A 16722-nucleotide genomic window follows, 5' to 3' on the forward strand; every position below is an offset into this window, starting at 1 on the left:
CGGATCAGGCCTCCATGACACCCTTGCGGCCCATCAGGCCGCGCGGACGAACCAGCAAGACGACGACGGCGACGAGATAGATGATGATCTGGTCGATGCCCGGAACGATGGCCTTGATTTCGGTAAGCGAGGCAAAGGACTGCAGGATTCCGAGCAGGAATCCGGCGACCACAGCGCCGGGCAGCGATCCCATTCCCCCGACAACCACCACGACGAATGACAGGACGAGGAAGTCCATGCCCAGATGATAGTTGGGAGCGAGAATCGGCGTGTACATGACGCCGGCGAGGCCCGCGACGACGGCGGCCAAGCCGAAGACGATCGAGAACTTGCGACCGATATTGATGCCCAGCAGGCCGACGGTCTCGCGATCCGCCATTCCCGCGCGGACTACCATGCCGAAGGTGGTCAATTGCAGGAAGGCGAAGACGGAGGCGATGACGGCGAGCGAGAACAGGAAATAGACGATGCGCCACATCGGATAACTGATGCCGGTGACGCCGAACCATTGGCCGATATCGGCGCTTCCGGCCAGCATCGGTGGCGCGGTCAGCGGGATCGGGTTGGCGCCGAAATAATGCTTGACGATCTCCTGCAGGACGATCGCGAGGCCGAAGGTCACCAGGATCTGCTCGGCATGGCTGCGCTTGTAGAAGAACCGGATGAGGCCGCGCTCCATGGCAAGGCCAATCAGGAGCATGACCGGGATCGCCATGAAAATCGACAGGGGGACCGCCCAGTCGACGATCGCGCGGCCGGTGTCTCCCCACCAGATCTCCAGATAGGGAATTTCCTTGTACGCCTCGAAAAAGGTGACGCTCTCGTCGCGGACGCGTTCGGAAATCGTCAGAAATTTGGTGAAGGCGACGGCGCAGAAGGCGCCGAGCATGAACAGCGCGCCGTGGGCGAAATTGACGACGCCGAGTGTGCCGAAGATCAGCGTCAGCCCCAAGGCAATCAGCGCATAGGCGCCGCCCTTGTCGAGCCCATTCAAGATCTGAAGAATAATGGCGTCCATGGTTCCTCTGACCGATCCTCTCGATCTCTCGCGAAAGCCTGATGGACCGCCCGACTCATCGCAGGCGGTCCCATCCCATCAGCCGTGGATCAGGCCGCGCAGCCCTTGACTTCCGAAGGGCCGAGTTCGCCGCCGAAGATCTCCGGATCGTAGGTCACATCGTCGCGCCCCACCACCTTGACGATCTCCATGAGGTCAAACTGGTTGGTCGGCTCCTGCTTGCCGCGCACAACCAGAACGTCCTTGAAGCACTGGTGGTCGGATCCGCGATACAGCGTCGGACCGTTGCCGAGGCCGTCGAACTCGAAGTCCTCGAGCGCCTTGATCAGTTCCGGCGGGTAGAAGGTGCCGGCGGTCTCGGCGGCGTTGGCGTAGAGCAGCGTTTGCGCGTAGCAGGTCTGTGCCGCCTGCGACGGCGGACGGCCATAGGCTTCGCCGAAGGATTTGGAGAAGGCCTTGGTCGCCTCGTTGTCGAGCTTCCAATCCCAGTTAGCGGTGCCGAGAATGCCCTTCACGGCATCGCCGGCGCCCTGCGCCATCAACTCGGAGAAGAGCGGCACGACGATCTCGAACTGTTTGCCGTTGACCTGTTTGCTCTTCATGTCGAACTGCGTGACGGCCTGACGCAGCGAATTGACCATGTCGCCGCCGTAGTGATTGAGGATCAGGACGTCGGCGCCGGAATTGAGAACCGGCGTCAGATACTGCGAGAAATCGCCGGCGCCGAGAGGTGTGCGAACGGCTTGCGACGTTTTCCAGCCGAGCGCCTCGGTGGCGTTCTTGATCGATTCTTCCTGGGTCCAGCCCCAAGTGTAGTCGGCCGTCAGGTGATAGGCGACGCGATCCTTGCCGTATTCCTCCGCGAGCACCGGTCCGAGCGCCTGGCCGGACATATAAGCGTTAAAGAAATGGCGGAAGCCATAGCGACGCTTGTCCTTGCCAGTGGTGTCGTTGGAGTGGGTGAGACCCGCCATGAAGATGACGCCCATCTCCTGACAGAGCGACTGCACCGCAACCGCGACCCCCGAGGACGAGCCGCCGGTGATCATGATCGCGCCGTCGGCCTCGATCATGCGCTTAGCCGAGGCGCGGGCCGCGTCCGACTTGGTCTGTGTGTCGCCGGTGACAAAGGCGACCTTCTTGCCGAGAATGCCGTTACCCTTGAGGTTGGAAGGCTTCAGCAGCGGGATCAGGCCACCGTCGCCTTCACCATTCAAGTGCTTGACGGCCAGCTCGTAGGCCCGCAACTCGTCAGCGCCTTCGTCGGCATAGGGGCCGGACTGGGGGACGTTGAAGCCGAGGGTGACGGTGTCGCCGCTCGGATTGTTGCAAAAAGCCTGATCCTGCGCCCAGGCGCCGCGCGTGAAGACGTGCGGCATGGCGAGGCCGGCGCCAACGCCGACGCCCGTCGTGAGCAACTGCCGACGGGTCCATCCGTCCTTGAAAAATGCCATTGGTGACCTCCCGAATTATTGGATTCCGCCCGAGCGCCGGGCGTCGACCGTGTGGCCGCTGAACGCCGACAATCAGCTTGAACAACCACTATCGTCCCTGAAGTCCGGCTGTTCGCCAATAGTACTTTCGGATGACCGACGAAGGGGCAAGTTATACTGCGTTGCAACATGTGTGGTGGAAAATTCATGAGCTGATATTGCGTTGCAACAGCAGCTCACTGCCGCATAGGTGCAACCTATGCCTGCGGAATACCTCCGTGAGAGTGGCAGGTAGCTATTGTCAAAACCTGCAACCTGGCCAACTTCCAAAAACTGGATTGCGTCATGGGCCACACTGGGCGATAGACGCGCAGGGACGCTGATAACAAGGGCATGAAATGGCAGTCGAAACATCACCCACGGTGACGCTTCTCCGGACGGAATTCGAGACGGTTCTCGCCAGATGGCTGAAGGCCCAGGCGCGGGAAGGCGTCAAGCGAACCGATCTTGTTTCCGCAAGGGAAACCGAGCGGCAAAGCCGTGACCTCCTAACGGCTCTTGCCGCGGCGATGGAAAACGCGGCAGTCGACGACGGTTTCGATCTCGCCAAGCCGGCGTGGGATTCGGTCCGCCAAACACTGGAGGAGATCACCGAAAGCCGCACGCAGCGCGGCGTTTCCGCAGGGGAAATGGGCTGGTTCATCGCCTCGATCAAACAGCCTGTGTTCGATCTGTTGCGACCGATTCTCGCCGACACTCCCCAAGCGTTCACAGAAGAGATTTGGAATACGACGCGGGTCATCGATCAGATCGTCCTTCAGGCCGTCGAGTATCTCGTTCAAAAGCGCGAGGCGGTGATCGAGCGCCAGCAGGCAGAGATGACCGAAGTGTCGGCGCCGGTCGTCAAGATCTGGGATCGGATCGTGACGGTCCCGCTTATCGGGACGCTCGACTCGTTCCGCGCGCAGGCAGTGATGGAGAATTTGCTCGACTCGATCGTGCAGTGGGAGGCGGAAGTCGCCATCATCGATATCACCGGTGTTTCGACAGTGGACACGCTGGTGGCCCAGCACCTGTTGAAGACAGCAGCTGCGGTGCGTCTTATGGGGGCCGAGTGCGTCATCTGCGGTATCAGCCCGAAGATCGCCCAGACGATCGTCAATCTCGGCGTGGAACTGCCCAACATCATCACGCGCGTCGATTTGCAGAGCGGTCTCGCCTATGCTTTCGAGCGCATCGGTGTTTCCGCGAAGGAGAGATAAGGGGTGGAATCGTCCTTCGGCATCACCCCCATTGTCACGATCACCGGATGCGTGGTTGTCGCGATCCGAGACGATCTCGATGACCAAGGGGTCGTGACTCTTCAGGATCAACTCGTCGAGGAAGTGGCGCGTCGCAAGGCCCGCGGTGTCGTCATCGACATCTCCAGTCTTGAAATCGTCGATACTTTCGCTGGACGAATGCTGGGGGCAATGGCCCAGATGGCGCGTATGATGAATGCGCGCACGATCGTTGTCGGTATGCGTCCGGCCGTGGCGATGACGCTCGTCGAGCTCGGCATGACGCTGGAAGGCGTCGAGACGGCACTGAATGCGGACAGGGCGGTCAACCTGATCCTCAACTCATAGAGCATTGGGCCGATCCTTGAGCGAGGAAGTTGTGACCGTCAGGCTCGCCCGAGCTACCGATGTGGCTTTCGCGCGCCAAGCCGCTATGAAGGCGATGACGTCTCTTGGCGCCAGCGCGATCAAGCGGACGAAATTCGTCACGGCCGTGTCGGAGATTGCCCGCAATGCGATCGTCTATGGCGGCGGCGGAGTAATTTCATTTGTTATCGTCGGGAACGGCTCGTTCCGCAAGGTCGTTGCTACATGCTCGGACCGAGGCCCGGGCATCGACGATATCAAGCAGGCTCTCATTGACGGTTTTACGACTGGAAACGGGCTTGGTCTCGGGCTGAGCGGCGCACGTCGCCTGGTCGACCGGCTCGATGTCGAATCGTCCCGCGAAAGCGGAACAACCGTCATATTGGAGTCCGCCGCCCGATGATCTCGCTACCAGTCACGGAAATCAGCCAGGTCGGCGCGGCGCGCAGAAGAGCCCTGCATGAAGCCGAGGGACTTGACCTGCCGACCGAGGCCCGCGAACGGCTGGCATTGGTGGTGACCGAAGCTGGAACAAACCTGGTCCGCCACGCTCGCGGAGGGGAGATTCTCCTGATTCTCCGTGGCAGGGGTCAATCGGCGGGGATCGATATCATCGCACTTGATGAGGGCCCCGGGCTTGCCAATGTCGAGGCCGCGATGACCGACGGCTACAGCACGGCGGCGGCGGGCGAACGGGGAATAGGGGGCGGATTGGGAGCGATCTCGCGCCTGTCGGAGTCGTTCGACATCTATACGGATGCCAGAGGAACGAGCGTCGTGGTTACGATCGGGAAGCTGCACCAGGATTCGGATGGGCCCATGGAGTCCGCCGGCCTGATCGTGCCCAAACCGAATTTCGATCAGGGCGGGGACGCATTTTGTTTGCGTCACGAAGCCGACAGAACGTTGATCATGCTGATGGATGTGCTCGGCCATGGCCCAGCCGCCGCAAGCGAGGCCGACAAGGCGATCGCCGCGTTTGCGCAAACGGCAGGAGCCTCATTGGAAGAGACCGAGCAGGAAGTTTCCACGGCTTTGCGGGGAGGGCGCGGGGCTGCGGCGCTGTTCGTCGAATTGCCGCATGCCGCTGGCAGATTACGGGCGATGGGACTCGGCAATGTGCGTGGGGAAATTGCCGCTATCGAAGGCCCCAGGTTCGGAATCCCCTCGATGCCGGGGATCGTGGGCGCCGCCGCCAAGCCACCGCGAGTAACGGAACACGATTGGTCGAGCCAAGCGGTGTTGTTGCTTTCCACCGACGGTCTACGCGGCGGCGACCGCGCGCCAGAACCGCCATCGCTGTTCTTTCGAGACCCGATGACGATCGCAGCATCCATTTACAAGCGCCGGCGGCGAGGAACCGACGATTGCGGCGTCGTCGTCGCGCGAGCCAGAACGTGAAAGCGGTCGTCACCTCGATACGCGTTGAGCGCGACGGGGACGTCACCCACACGCGTCGTACCGCGCGCATTGCGGCTCAAGTCGCCGGTGCCGCCACGCGCGATCAGATTCGCTTTGCGACGGCGGTGTCCGAAATCGCCCGGAACGCACTGCAATATGCGGGCGGCGGGGTCGCCGAGTTCTCCTTCGACCGCCTGGAAAAGCGAACCCGCTTGATGGCTCGGGTGCAGGACAAGGGGGCCGGAATCGAAGCCGTCGAGACAATGCTTCGCGCACGTCACCAGTCGCATACCGGTTTGGGGCTCGGGCTGAGCGGATCGCAGAAGTTGGTCGATCATTTCGACCTGAAGACCGGTTCGGGCGGAACGCTGGTAACGCTGGGCCTTCATCTGAATGGCAACCGCGGTGCCGACGAACTCGCGAAGGCGGCCGCCGGCGCCCTCATCAACGCGGCGCAGGGCTCTCCGATCGAGGAACTCGCCGAGCAGAACCGCGCTTTGCGCGATTCCTTGGCCGAACAGCAATTCCTGCTGCGCGAAATCCACCACAGGACCAAGAACAATCTGGCGATCATCCAGTCGCTGGCGCTGATGCAGGCGCGGCAGGCCAAATCGGAGGAGACGCAGGAAGCGCTCGGGATTTTGACCAACCGCATCCAGGCCTTTGCCAACGCCCACAATTTCTTGCATCAGGCTGAGGACGTGACGCAGGTGGATCTGCGTCAGCATTTGGAGAGCCTCACCGACAGGCTCGCCTCGGCCTTCGGCTCCGCCGGCTTAACGATTGCCTGCCACGCGGAGGCGATTTCCATTGGGTTCGAGGCAGCGACCGAGATCGCGCTGGTGGTCAATGAACTGGTGACCAACGCCGCGAAATACGGCGGCGACAACGGCCATGTGGACATCGCGGCGTATCAGCAAGGGCCCAATTTTTGTCTTCGCGTCGGCGACGATGGGCCGGGAATGGATAATCCGGAGACGGTTCTTCGTAATTCCAAGTCGCTTGGCTGGCGGATCGTGGAAGGCTGCGCCCGCAAACTGAACGGCAGCCTCGACGTCGAGGGGACGAACGGGCTGTCGGTCCTGCTGACCATTCCCAACGACCGGTAAAAGAGAGACGCGGCCACCGTTACTTCTCGGCGAAACGCGCTTCTTGCTTGCGTCAGTGTTTCATTTCGATCTGCATCTTCAGAACATGCTCGACCCGAGCCTCGCGCCGATGATCATCGCGACATGGCCGGGCGCCGCGCGCCTTGGTGTGGGCATGGACGCCGATGGCCAAAGGCTCGACCATGGCACCCGCGGCGAAGGAGACGGAGTCCGGCAGCGGGAAGGTGAAGGCCTCGGGGTGGATAACGCTTGATCTGAGGATGCCAGGCACCAGCGGCGTCGCCCCGACCCCCTCCGGAAACCATGTTGCGGGTCGTGCCCAATGCCGCCAGATTGGCGGCGGCGGGATTCTAAGGAGCAGATATGTTCGACAAGGGGATGAACTTCGCGCTCGGCGAGGAGATCGACGCGCTGCGCAACATGGTGCATCGCTTTGCGCGGGAAAAGATCGCGCCGCGCGCCGCCGAGATCGATCGGAGCAACGAATTTCCCAACGAGCTCTGGAAGGAGCTGGGCGCGCTCGGCCTGCTCGGGGTCACGGTGGAAGAAGAGTATGGCGGCTCGGCCATGGGCTATCTGGCACATTGCATCGCGATCGAGGAGATCTCGCGTGCCTCGGCTTCGGTGGGTCTGTCCTACGGCGCCCATTCCAACCTCTGCGTCAATCAGATCCGTCGCAACGGTACCGAGGACCAGAAGCGGAAATATCTGCCCAAGCTTGTCTCCGGCGAGCATGTCGGCTCGCTGGCGATGTCGGAGAGCGGCGCCGGGTCGGACGTTGTCGGCATGCGGCTCAGGGCCGAGAAGCGCAACGACCGCTTCGTCCTCAACGGCACCAAGATGTGGATCACCAACGGTCCCGACGCCTCGACCCTGATCGTCTACGCCAAGACCGATCCGGACGCCGGCCCGCGCGGCATCACCGCCTTCCTGATCGAGAAGGAGATGGCGGGGTTTTCGACCGCGCAGAAGCTCGACAAGCTCGGCATGCGCGGCTCCAACACCTGCGAGCTCGTCTTCGAGGATTGCGAGGTGCCCTATGAGAATATTCTCGGCGAGGAGGGCGGCGGCGCCAGGGTGCTGATGAGCGGCCTCGATTACGAGCGGGTCGTGCTGTCGGCCGGCCCGCTCGGCATCATGGCCGCCTGCATGGATGTGGTCGTCCCTTACGTCCACGAGCGCAAGCAGTTCGGCCAGCCGATCGGCGAGTTCCAGCTGATGCAGGGCAAGCTCGCCGACATGTATGTGACGATGAACGCCTGCCGGGCCTATGTCTACGCGGTGGCGGCGGCCTGCGACCGCGGCGAGACCAGCCGCAAGGATGCCGCCGGCTGCATCCTCTATGCCGCCGAGAAGGCGACGCAGATGGCGCTGGAGGCGATCCAGGCGCTCGGCGGCAACGGTTATATCAACGAGTATCCGACCGGCCGGCTGCTGCGTGACGCCAAACTCTACGAGATTGGTGCCGGCACCAGCGAAATCCGGCGGATGCTGATCGGTCGCGAGTTGTTCCGGGAGACGGATTGACGAGATATAGATACCTATCTACAGTTACCTATATAGGTAGGTTGTTTATGGTTGGCCGTTTTAGACGGAGGGCTTCATGAACGCGGATCAAGATACCATGAGAACGATCACCAACGGTCTTCCAAGCAAGGCCGCGAAGATCCGCGCGCTGGACGAGCGAGGTTTCCAGCGGGCCGATATCGCCCGCTTCCTCGGTATCCGCTATCAGCACGTCCGCAACACCCTCGAGAGACCGCGTGCGGAAAGCCCGAAGATGGCAACTCCGGATCGGAACGCGTTCACGATGCATCCGGAGGCGGACGCCTTCACGCGTGTGTCGGTCGACGCGGAAGGCCGGATCGTGATCCCCGAGACATTCCGGCGCCTTATGAAGCTCGGCGAGGGCGGTAAGCTCATCGTCAGGGTCGACGAGGATGGAGAGTTGCGGCTGACCTCACCCATGGCGGCGATCGATAAGGTTCGAAGAATGATCGCCGAGAACAGCTTTGGCGGCGGGTCGCCCGTCGATGAGTTGATCGCGGAAAGGCGCGCGGAGGCTCTGCGGGACGAGGCCGAGACGCTTCAGCATCTGCCCAAATCGTGACGGTCGTTCTCGATAGCTCGGCCGTCCTGGCCTATCTGTGGAGTGAGCCGGACAGCGACAGGATTGGCGAATTTATCCGGGAAGGAATGATATCGAGCGTCAATGTCGTGGAAGTGTTGTCCAAGCTGATCGACCATGGGATGGCCGGAGAGGCGGCGAACTTGATGTTTGCAGGCCTGAATCTCTCCGCGATCGCCTTCGATGCAGATCAGGCACGGCTGGCCGGCGATCTTCGATCACCCACCCGCAGATATGGCCTATCGCTCGGTGATCGGGCTTGTCTGGCTTTGGCGATACGGGAAAAGGCACAAGTCATAACCGCCGATAGAATATGGGCCGAGCTTGACCTTGGCATCGAAATCGAGGTCATCCGATAACCGTTGCCGCAAGCCGCGCGGTGGTGACCCATCATTTGGGCGCCGGCCGGGTGGGGGAGATCGAACGCGAATTTTGGCTGCTTCCAACGCCCGTTTATGGGCACGCGAACCAAGGAAAGTCCATGCCGCTCAACGACCGTCAGGAAGCGCTCTGCAAGGGGCATGATTTCGACTTCAGCAATTTGAAGGCGGTGATCGTCAACTGCACGCTGAAGCGCAGCCCTGAACCCTCGCACACGGACGATCTCTTGTCCGTTCCCCGTGAGATCATGGAGCGGAACGGCATCGCGGTCAGCCAATTCCGCCCGGTCGACCATCCCATCGCCTACGGGGTCATGCCCGACATGACCGAACACGGTGCCGCGACCGATGCCTGGCCTGAACTCTGGCAGACGGTGAGAGAGGCCGAGATCCTCATTCTCGGCACCCCGATCTGGCTTGGCGAGGAGAGCTCGGCCTGCCGGCTGGTGATCGAGCGGCTTTACGGCATGAGCGGGCTGAAGAACGACAAGGGCCAGAGCTTTTTCTACGGCAAGACCGGCGGCTGCGTGGTCACCGGCAATGAGGACGGCATCAAGCATGTCGCGATGACCTGTCTCTATGCCCTCGGCCATCTCGGCTACACGATCCCGCCCCAGGCCGACTGCGGCTGGATCGGCGAGGCCGGGCCGGGGCCGAGCTACGGCGACGACGTGGAAGGAAAACCCGCCGGGCATGACAACGACTTCACCCAGCGAAACGCCACCATTATGACCTGGAACCTGATGCACATGGCGCGGATGCTGAAGGATGCGGGCGGCCTGCCGCGCCACGGCAACGACCGCGACGCCTGGGAGGCCGGCTGCCGGTTCGATCATCCCAATCCGGACTACCGGTAGCAGGGCGGGGACTTCTATGGCTATGGTCTGGGACGACCACGTCGCCCGCAGCCAAACCTGAGCACCTCATGTCCGTCCTGACCTCCGCCATGTCGCCGCGCTCCGAAAGCTTTTCCGAAAACCGCAAGGTGATGACGCGGCGGTTGAAGGCGGTCGAGGAAGCCGCCGAGGCCGCGATGGCCGGCGGCGGCGAGAAGGCCCGCGAACGGCACCTCGCTCGCGGCAAGCTTTTACCCCGCGATCGCGTCGAGGGGCTGCTCGATCCGGGCTCGCCGTTTCTCGAAATCGGACTGTTTGCGGCGAACGGGATGTATGACGACGCGGTGCCGGCGGCGGGCATGATCGCCGGCATCGGCCGGGTATCGGGCCGCGAGGTGATGGTGCTGGCCAACGACGCCACGGTGAAGGGCGGCACCTATTTCCCCCTGACCGTGAAGAAGCACCTGCGAGCCCAGGAGATCGCCGCCGAGAACCATCTGCCTTGCGTCTATCTGGTGGATTCCGGCGGTGCCAATCTGCCGAACCAGGACGAGGTGTTTCCCGACCGGGATCATTTCGGCCGCATCTTCTACAATCAGGCGCAGATGTCGGCCAAGGGCATCGCCCAGATCGCCGTCGTCATGGGCTCCTGCACGGCCGGCGGCGCCTATGTGCCGGCGATGAGCGACGAGACCATCATCGTGCGCGAACAGGGCACGATCTTCCTGGCCGGCCCGCCGCTGGTCAAGGCGGCGACCGGCGAGGTGGTGTCGGCCGAGGATTTGGGTGGCGGCGACGTCCACACGCGGTTGTCGGGCGTCGCCGATCATTTGGCCAGGGATGATCTCCACGCTCTGGCGCTGGCTCGCCACGCCGTCGCCCATCTCAACCGCGAGAAACGGCCGGCTGTGGAGTTTCGGTCGCCGGAGGAGCCGGCCTACGACCCGGAGGAGATCCTCGGGATCGTCCCGGCCGACGCCAGGACGCCCTATGACGTGCGCGAGGTGATCGCCCGCATCGTCGACGGGTCGAGAGTCCACGAGTTCAAGGCCCGCTACGGCCCGACCCTGGTCTGCGGCTTCGCCCATCTTCGCGGCATGCCGGTCGGCATCATCGCTAACAATGGCGTGCTGTTCTCCGAGAGTGCCGTGAAGGGCGCGCATTTCGTCGAGCTTTGCTCGCAGCGCAATATCCCGCTGGTGTTCCTCCAGAACATCACCGGCTTCATGGTCGGGCGGCAATATGAGGCGGGCGGCATCGCCAAGCACGGGGCGAAGCTCGTCGCCGCCGTCGCGACGACGGCCGTGCCGAAGATCACCATGCTGATCGGCGGCTCCTACGGCGCCGGCAATTACGGCATGTGCGGGCGGGCGTATTCGCCGCGCTTCCTGTGGACCTGGCCGAACAGCCGTATCGCGGTGATGGGCGGCGAGCAGGCGGCCGGGGTGCTGGCGAGCGTCACGCGCGCCGGCATCGAGCGGCGCGGCGGCGAGTGGTCGGCGGAGGAGGAGGCCGACTTCAAGCGCCCGACGATCGCGATGTTCGAGCGCCAGAGCCACCCGCTCTATGCCTCGGCGAGATTGTGGGACGACGGCATCGTCAACCCGGCCAAAACCCGCGATATTCTGGCGCTGTCGCTCGCCGCCGCGCTGAACGCGCCGATCGCGGAGACGCGGTTCGGGCTGTTCCGGATGTGAGGAAATCGGCCTTTGAGCGAGAGGCCATTGTGCTATCACGCGAGCCCTGCCGCTATCCTGTCGCCAGCAGGATCACGCCGCCCAGGATGACCACCGCCCAGAACAGGCGTTGCCGCAACTGGCCCTCACGCAAGAGCAGGCTGCCCATCAGGACGGTCAGAACGACGCTGAGTTCGCGGGTCGGCGCCACATAGATGATCGGCGTGAAGGTGAGGGCGTAGAGGACGAGGATGTAGGCGAGCGGGCTGAGAATGGCGATCGCGACGACACTTGCCCGATGATTCGCCCAGAGCGCCGTCACCATCGCCCGGCGTCGTAGTGCGTAAGGCGTGAGCAGCATCACCCGGCCGATGTTGGAGACATACTCGAGCAGCAGCGGCGGAATCAGCAAGGCGGTGACCGTATAGGCGTCCCAGAGGGTATAACTGGCGATCAAGAAGCCGACGCCGACGCCGAACAGGATCGAGGCCGTGACGCTTTTGGAACCGCGCTTGAGCCCGCCCGATAGAAACAGCACGCCGGTGATGATGACGATCGCGCCCAGGGCGATCTGCCACGTCAACGGGTCGCCCAGCATCGTGACGGCGAAGATCGTGGCCAGGAATGGCCCGGTCGCGCGGGCGGTCGGATAGACGATCGAGAGTTCGCCATCGCGATAGCCGCGCTGCAGCAGCAGTATGTAACCGAGGTGCAGCCCGGTGCTGCCGAGGATGAAGCCGATTTCCCAGCCGCCGAAATCGGGGGGATCCAACACGATGACATAGGCGGCCAGCGGCAGATAGAGGACGAGCGTGACCATCGAGAAGAGCCAGACCAGCTCGGGGCCGCCGCGAATTTTCTTGACCAGGAGATTCCAGGTCGCATGGCAGACCGCCGCCGCCAGCACGAGGACAAAACCGGAAACTGACATGAGGGCTCCTGAAGACGATCGGGACGAAAAAAGGCGCGCAAAAACGCACCCAGCCATCCCCCTAGTTTTTTCGTCTTTCAGGTGTCTGCCGTACACGGCTCATAACGGCGCTCGGACCAGCTTGCGAAGGCAACGGAACCCTAGCCGCACATGGATGGGCGGAATCACATTAGACCGGTCTCGACTCGTGTGGAAGGATCGGCTCCGATCAATGTCGCGACCGGCGGGGATTCGCGGCCCATGCCGCATGACTGGGATGTGACGACGACGATGTTCACCACTTTGCTCATCGCCAATCGTGGCGAGATCGCCTGCCGTGTCATCAAGACCGCACGGCGGCTCGGAATGCGCACCGTCGCGGTGTTCTCCGACGCCGACCGCGACGCGCTGCACGTCGAGATGGCCGACGAGGCGGTGCATATCGGCCCGGCGCCGGTCGGTGAGAGCTATCTCAAGGGCGAGCGCATCATCGCCGCGGCGAAGCGGACCGGCGCCGAGGCGATCCACCCCGGCTACGGCTTCCTGTCCGAGAATCCGGATTTCGTCGCGGCGGTCGAAGCGGCAGGGCTGATCTTCGTCGGCCCGTCGGCTTCGGCGATTCGGGCGATGGGCCTGAAGGACGCCGCCAAGAAGTTTATGCACGCGGCCGGCGTTCCGGTCGTTCCGGGCTACCACGGCGAAGAACAGAATCCCGATTTTCTCGCCGGTGAAGCCGGTGAGATCGGCTATCCGGTGCTGATCAAGGCCCGGGCCGGCGGCGGCGGCAAGGGCATGCGCCGCGTCGACGATCCGGCCGCTTTCGCGGCGGCGCTGGAAGGCGCCCGGCGCGAGGGCGCGGCGTCGTTCGGCGACCCGCATTGCCTGATCGAGAAATATGTCGAAAAGCCCCGCCATATCGAGATCCAGGTGTTCGGCGACAGCCACGGCAACGCCGTGCATCTGTTCGAGCGCGACTGCTCCTTGCAGCGGCGCCACCAGAAGGTGATCGAGGAAGCGCCGGCGCCTGGTATGACGGCTGAGATGCGCGCGGCGATGGGCAAGGCGGCGGTCACTGCCGCCAAGGCGATCGGTTATGCGGGGGCGGGCACGATCGAATTCATCGTCGACGCCTCCGATGGTCTCAGGCCCGACCGCTTCTGGTTCATGGAGATGAACACGCGGCTGCAGGTCGAGCATCCGGCGACGGAAGCGATCACCGGCCTCGATCTGGTCGAACTGCAATTGCGCGTCGCGGCCGGCGAGGCATTGCCGTTCAGGCAGAACGATCTGACGATCTCCGGCCATGCCTTCGAGGCGCGGATCTATGCCGAGGATCCGGAGCGCGGCTTCCTGCCGGCCACCGGCACGCTGACGCATCTCGGCTTTCCGGCGGGCGAGGGGGTTCGGATCGACACCGGGGTACGCGCTGGCGACCGGATCACCCCGCATTACGACCCGATGATCGCCAAGCTGATCGTCCACGGCCCGGACCGCCCCTCGGCGCTCCGGCTTTTGCGCCGGGCTCTGGCCGGGACGCATATCGCCGGCTCAGTGACCAATGTCGCGTTCCTCGGCCGGCTCGCGGCGCATGAGGATTTCGCCGCAGGCGATGTCGACACCGGCCTGATCGGCCGCGACCAGGAGGCGCTGACGGCAATCGCGCCGGCCTCGCCGGAAATCGTGGCGACCGCCGCGCTGGCGCAGCTCGGCCATCTGGAGGGACCTGTCGCGGCCAAGGCCGGCGACGATCCCTGGACCCGTTTGCGCGGCTTTCGCAATTGGGGCGTTGCCCGCCAGACCGCGCGCTTCGAGACCGGGGAAGGAGGACGCCGCGATGTCGCGGTCGTCGATCGCGGCGACGGCCGTTTCGCCGTGGATGCTGGACAAGCGACGCTGAACCTTGCGGTCGTCGCGGTCGCGGGCGACGCTGTGCGCCTGTCGCTCGACGGCCGCATTTTCGGGGTGACGCTAGCGCGGGAGGTCGAAGCGGTCACGGTGTTCGCCGATGGCGCAGCGCACCGTTTCGCCCGCTGGAGCGCGAGCGCCCATGCCGAGGAGGGGATCGCCAGCGACACGATCGCCGCGCCGATGCCGGGACTCGTCAAGCTGGTTTCCGCGAAGGCAGGCGGAGCTGTGAAAAAGGGCGAGGCGCTGATCGTGCTCGAAGCCATGAAGATGGAACACACGCTGAAGAGCCCGCGCGACGGGACCGTCGCCGAGATTCTGGTCTCGCCCGGCGATCAGGTCGAGGACGGCACGCTCTTGCTGGCGTTGGAGCCGGAGAGCGCGGCCGGGACGGCGGGGAGGGACGATTGACCGGGACGATCCGCATCGAGACCGACGCGCGCGGCGTGGCGACGCTGACGCTGGCGCGGCCGGACAAGCACAATGCCATGAACGCCTCGATGATTGCCGAACTGACAAAGGCGGCCGAAGAGCTGGGCGCCGACCCCACCGTGCGTGTCGTCGTCCTGACCGGCGAAGGCCGGAGCTTCAGCGCCGGGGCGGACCTTGCCTGGATGAAGGCGCAGTTTGCAGCCAGCCGCGATGAGCGCATCGCCGAGGCGACGACGCTGGCGCGGATGCTGAAAGCCCTCAACGAGATGCCGAAACCGCTGATCGGCCGCGTTCAGGGCCAGGCCTTCGGCGGCGGCCTCGGCTTGATCTCGGTCTGCGATGTCGCGATCGGCAGCGACGCAGCGCGCTTTGCCTTCACCGAGACAAAACTGGGTCTGATCCCGGCGACGATCTCGCCTTACGTGCTGGCTCGCATGGGCGAAGGAAGCGCACGGCGGGTGTTCATGTCGGCGCGGCTGTTCGACGCCGATGAGGCCGTATCGCTCGGCCTTCTCGCCCAGGCGATACCGGCGGACGATCTCGACGCGGCCGTCGGGGCCGAAATCGCCCCCTATCTCGCCTGCTCTCCGGCGGCCGTGGCGTCAGCGAAGGCGCTCGCCCGCTCGCTGGGTCCGGTCATCGACGAGGCGACGATCGCTGACACCGCCCGGCGCCTTGCCGATATTTGGGAGACAGCCGATGCTCGCGAGGGGGTCAGCGCCTTTTTCGACAAGCGCTTGGCGACCTTTGTTGAGACGGAGGATTAGGCCGGACGTTGCCCGGTGGCCGCCGGAATTCCGTTTTGTTCCCGTCTCAATTTTCCGACGAAAGACAGTCTGTCAGCGACGCCGCGAGGTTGCCGATCAGTTCGAAATAGAGCTCCGGCCCATCCTTCAGCGCCGCGCCTTCCGGGTCGAGCATGCCGGCCTTCGCCTCGGTGCCCTCGATGACCACATCGACAAGCGCCGGCTCAAATTGCGGCTCGGCGAAGACGCAGGTCGCGCCGACCGCCTTCACCTTGGCCTGAAGTTCGGCGATCCGTCGCGCGCCCGGGGGCGTCTCCGGGCTGACGGTGATCGATCCGGCGGCCGGCATCGCGAAGCGGCGCTCGAAATACTGATAGGCGTCGTGGAAGACGATGAAGGGCCGACCCCTCACGCCGGCGAGGTCGGCCTTGATCGTCGCGATCAGCGCGTCGAGCCGCACCTCGAGCTTGTCGGCGTTGGCCGTATAGGTCTCGGCATGGACCGGGTCGGTGGCGATGAGCGCCGTCTCGATCGCGCCGACCATCGCCTTTGCATTGACCGGGTCGAGCCAGACGTGCGTGTCGAAGGCGCCGCCATCGTCTTCGTGCGCGGCCGCGCTGGCGGTTTCGCCCTCGTGCGCGTCGGCCTCGAACGGTCCGCCCTCGCGCAGCGGCAGCCTCTCGACGCCCGGTGCATCGACCAGCTCAACGCTTTTCGCTGTCGCCCCGAGCGTTGCGAGCGGCTTGACCAGAAACGCCTCCAGATAAGCGCCGGCCCAGAAGACGACATCGGCGGACTGAAGCGCCGCGGCCTCCGACGGCTTCATCCGATAGGTATGCGGCGAGCCGGCCCCCTGAACGATCAGCATCGGTTCGCCGACACCCTCCATGACACCGGCGACGAGCGAATGGATCGGCTTGATCGAGGCGACCACGGCGGGCGCGGAGCCAGAGTCGCCCGCCTGGGCGGCGGGTGTGAGGGTAGACAGGGCAGCGGTGAGGAGGAGCAGGCGGAGCATCGGCATGGCGGGGTCTTTCTGGACGATACACATTTCGGCGCGCTCGGGCACCGGTGTTGATATGTTATGTCATTACATATCGAT

The 16722-nt window shown here is 63.9% G+C and carries 16 protein-coding genes and 1 pseudogene; 12 read left to right on the top strand and 5 right to left on the bottom strand.

The window, feature by feature from the left end; genetic code table 11:
- Positions 1 to 4: 4 nt before the first annotated feature.
- Both ING15_RS07770 and ING15_RS07775 read right to left on the bottom strand, forming a co-directional pair.
- Positions 5 to 1018, bottom strand: a complete 1014-nt coding sequence (locus ING15_RS07770; protein WP_206454225.1) for a branched-chain amino acid ABC transporter permease — start codon at positions 1016 to 1018, stop codon at positions 5 to 7.
- A gap of 89 nt (positions 1019 to 1107) precedes the next feature.
- Positions 1108 to 2472 carry a substrate-binding protein gene (locus ING15_RS07775; RefSeq protein ID WP_206454226.1) on the bottom strand — a complete coding sequence of 455 codons (1365 nt, stop codon included), beginning with the start codon at positions 2470 to 2472 and terminating at the stop codon, positions 1108 to 1110.
- A gap of 377 nt (positions 2473 to 2849) precedes the next feature.
- Here ING15_RS07775 and ING15_RS07780 point away from each other — a divergent pair, with 377 nt between their 5' ends.
- From ING15_RS07780 to ING15_RS19710, 5 genes are read left to right on the top strand one after another with little or no spacing between them, the layout of a single operon-like run.
- Positions 2850 to 3713, top strand: coding sequence for an STAS domain-containing protein (locus ING15_RS07780; protein WP_206454227.1), 864 nt, complete (start codon positions 2850 to 2852; stop codon positions 3711 to 3713).
- 3 nt (positions 3714 to 3716) lie between these two features.
- Entirely contained in the window at positions 3717 to 4079 is a 363-nt protein-coding gene (locus ING15_RS07785) for an STAS domain-containing protein (protein ID WP_332873793.1), read from the top strand.
- 16 nt (positions 4080 to 4095) lie between these two features.
- Entirely contained in the window at positions 4096 to 4500 is a 405-nt protein-coding gene (locus tag ING15_RS07790) for an ATP-binding protein (RefSeq protein WP_206454228.1), read from the top strand.
- The gene (locus ING15_RS07795) at positions 4497 to 5498 is read left to right on the top strand and encodes an ATP-binding protein (protein WP_206454229.1); all 1002 of its coding nucleotides are present in this window, start codon (positions 4497 to 4499) and stop codon (positions 5496 to 5498) included. Before ING15_RS07790 ends, ING15_RS07795 begins: the two co-directional genes overlap by 4 nt.
- On the top strand, positions 5495 to 6607 hold the full coding sequence (locus ING15_RS19710; protein WP_206454230.1) for a sensor histidine kinase: 1113 nt from the start codon (positions 5495 to 5497) through the stop codon (positions 6605 to 6607). Before ING15_RS07795 ends, ING15_RS19710 begins: the two co-directional genes overlap by 4 nt.
- 102 nt (positions 6608 to 6709) lie before the next feature.
- Here ING15_RS19710 and ING15_RS07805 read toward each other — a convergent pair.
- A pseudogene (locus ING15_RS07805) lies at positions 6710 to 6890 on the bottom strand (NAD(P)-dependent alcohol dehydrogenase); the annotation flags it as partial.
- A gap of 80 nt (positions 6891 to 6970) precedes the next feature.
- Here ING15_RS07805 and ING15_RS07810 point away from each other — a divergent pair.
- The 5 genes from ING15_RS07810 (at position 6971) to ING15_RS07830 (ending at position 11648) form a co-directional block, all read left to right on the top strand.
- Complete coding sequence (locus ING15_RS07810; protein ID WP_206454232.1) at positions 6971 to 8134, top strand: isovaleryl-CoA dehydrogenase; 1164 nt, start codon at positions 6971 to 6973, stop codon at positions 8132 to 8134.
- A 76-nt stretch (positions 8135 to 8210) separates the two neighbouring features.
- Positions 8211 to 8717: an AbrB/MazE/SpoVT family DNA-binding domain-containing protein gene (locus ING15_RS07815; protein WP_206454233.1), complete on the top strand. Its 507-nt coding sequence runs from the start codon at positions 8211 to 8213 to the stop codon at positions 8715 to 8717.
- On the top strand, positions 8714 to 9094 hold the full coding sequence (locus tag ING15_RS07820) for a type II toxin-antitoxin system VapC family toxin (RefSeq protein WP_253964207.1): 381 nt from the start codon (positions 8714 to 8716) through the stop codon (positions 9092 to 9094). The genes ING15_RS07815 and ING15_RS07820 overlap by 4 nt, the downstream gene beginning before the upstream one ends.
- 122 nt (positions 9095 to 9216) lie before the next feature.
- Positions 9217 to 9972: a flavodoxin family protein gene (locus ING15_RS07825; RefSeq protein WP_206454234.1), complete on the top strand. Its 756-nt coding sequence runs from the start codon at positions 9217 to 9219 to the stop codon at positions 9970 to 9972.
- Between the two features lie 68 nt (positions 9973 to 10040).
- Positions 10041 to 11648 (top strand): carboxyl transferase domain-containing protein, encoded by a 1608-nt coding sequence (locus ING15_RS07830; protein ID WP_206454235.1) that lies wholly within the window; start codon positions 10041 to 10043, stop codon positions 11646 to 11648.
- 52 nt (positions 11649 to 11700) lie between these two features.
- Here ING15_RS07830 and ING15_RS07835 read toward each other — a convergent pair whose 3' ends face one another.
- Positions 11701 to 12558, bottom strand: coding sequence for a DMT family transporter (locus ING15_RS07835; protein ID WP_206454236.1), 858 nt, complete (start codon positions 12556 to 12558; stop codon positions 11701 to 11703).
- Positions 12559 to 12828: 270 nt separating this feature from the next.
- Here ING15_RS07835 and ING15_RS07840 point away from each other — a divergent pair, with 270 nt between their 5' ends.
- Positions 12829 to 14853, top strand: coding sequence for an acetyl/propionyl/methylcrotonyl-CoA carboxylase subunit alpha (locus tag ING15_RS07840; protein ID WP_206454383.1), 2025 nt, complete (start codon positions 12829 to 12831; stop codon positions 14851 to 14853).
- A complete protein-coding gene (locus ING15_RS07845) occupies positions 14850 to 15641 on the top strand; it encodes a crotonase/enoyl-CoA hydratase family protein (RefSeq protein ID WP_206454237.1) in 792 nt (263 codons plus the stop codon). The genes ING15_RS07840 and ING15_RS07845 overlap by 4 nt, the downstream gene beginning before the upstream one ends.
- A 46-nt stretch (positions 15642 to 15687) precedes the next feature.
- Here the strand turns inward: ING15_RS07845 and ING15_RS07850 are convergent, their stop codons facing one another.
- Positions 15688 to 16644 carry a zinc ABC transporter substrate-binding protein gene (locus ING15_RS07850; protein ID WP_269812738.1) on the bottom strand — a complete coding sequence of 319 codons (957 nt, stop codon included), beginning with the start codon at positions 16642 to 16644 and terminating at the stop codon, positions 15688 to 15690.
- Between the last annotated feature and the right edge of the window lie 78 nt (positions 16645 to 16722).

Origin of the sequence: Aurantimonas marina (assembly GCF_017183135.1) — a bacterium.
Classification (GTDB): domain Bacteria; phylum Pseudomonadota; class Alphaproteobacteria; order Rhizobiales; family Rhizobiaceae; genus Aurantimonas; species Aurantimonas marina.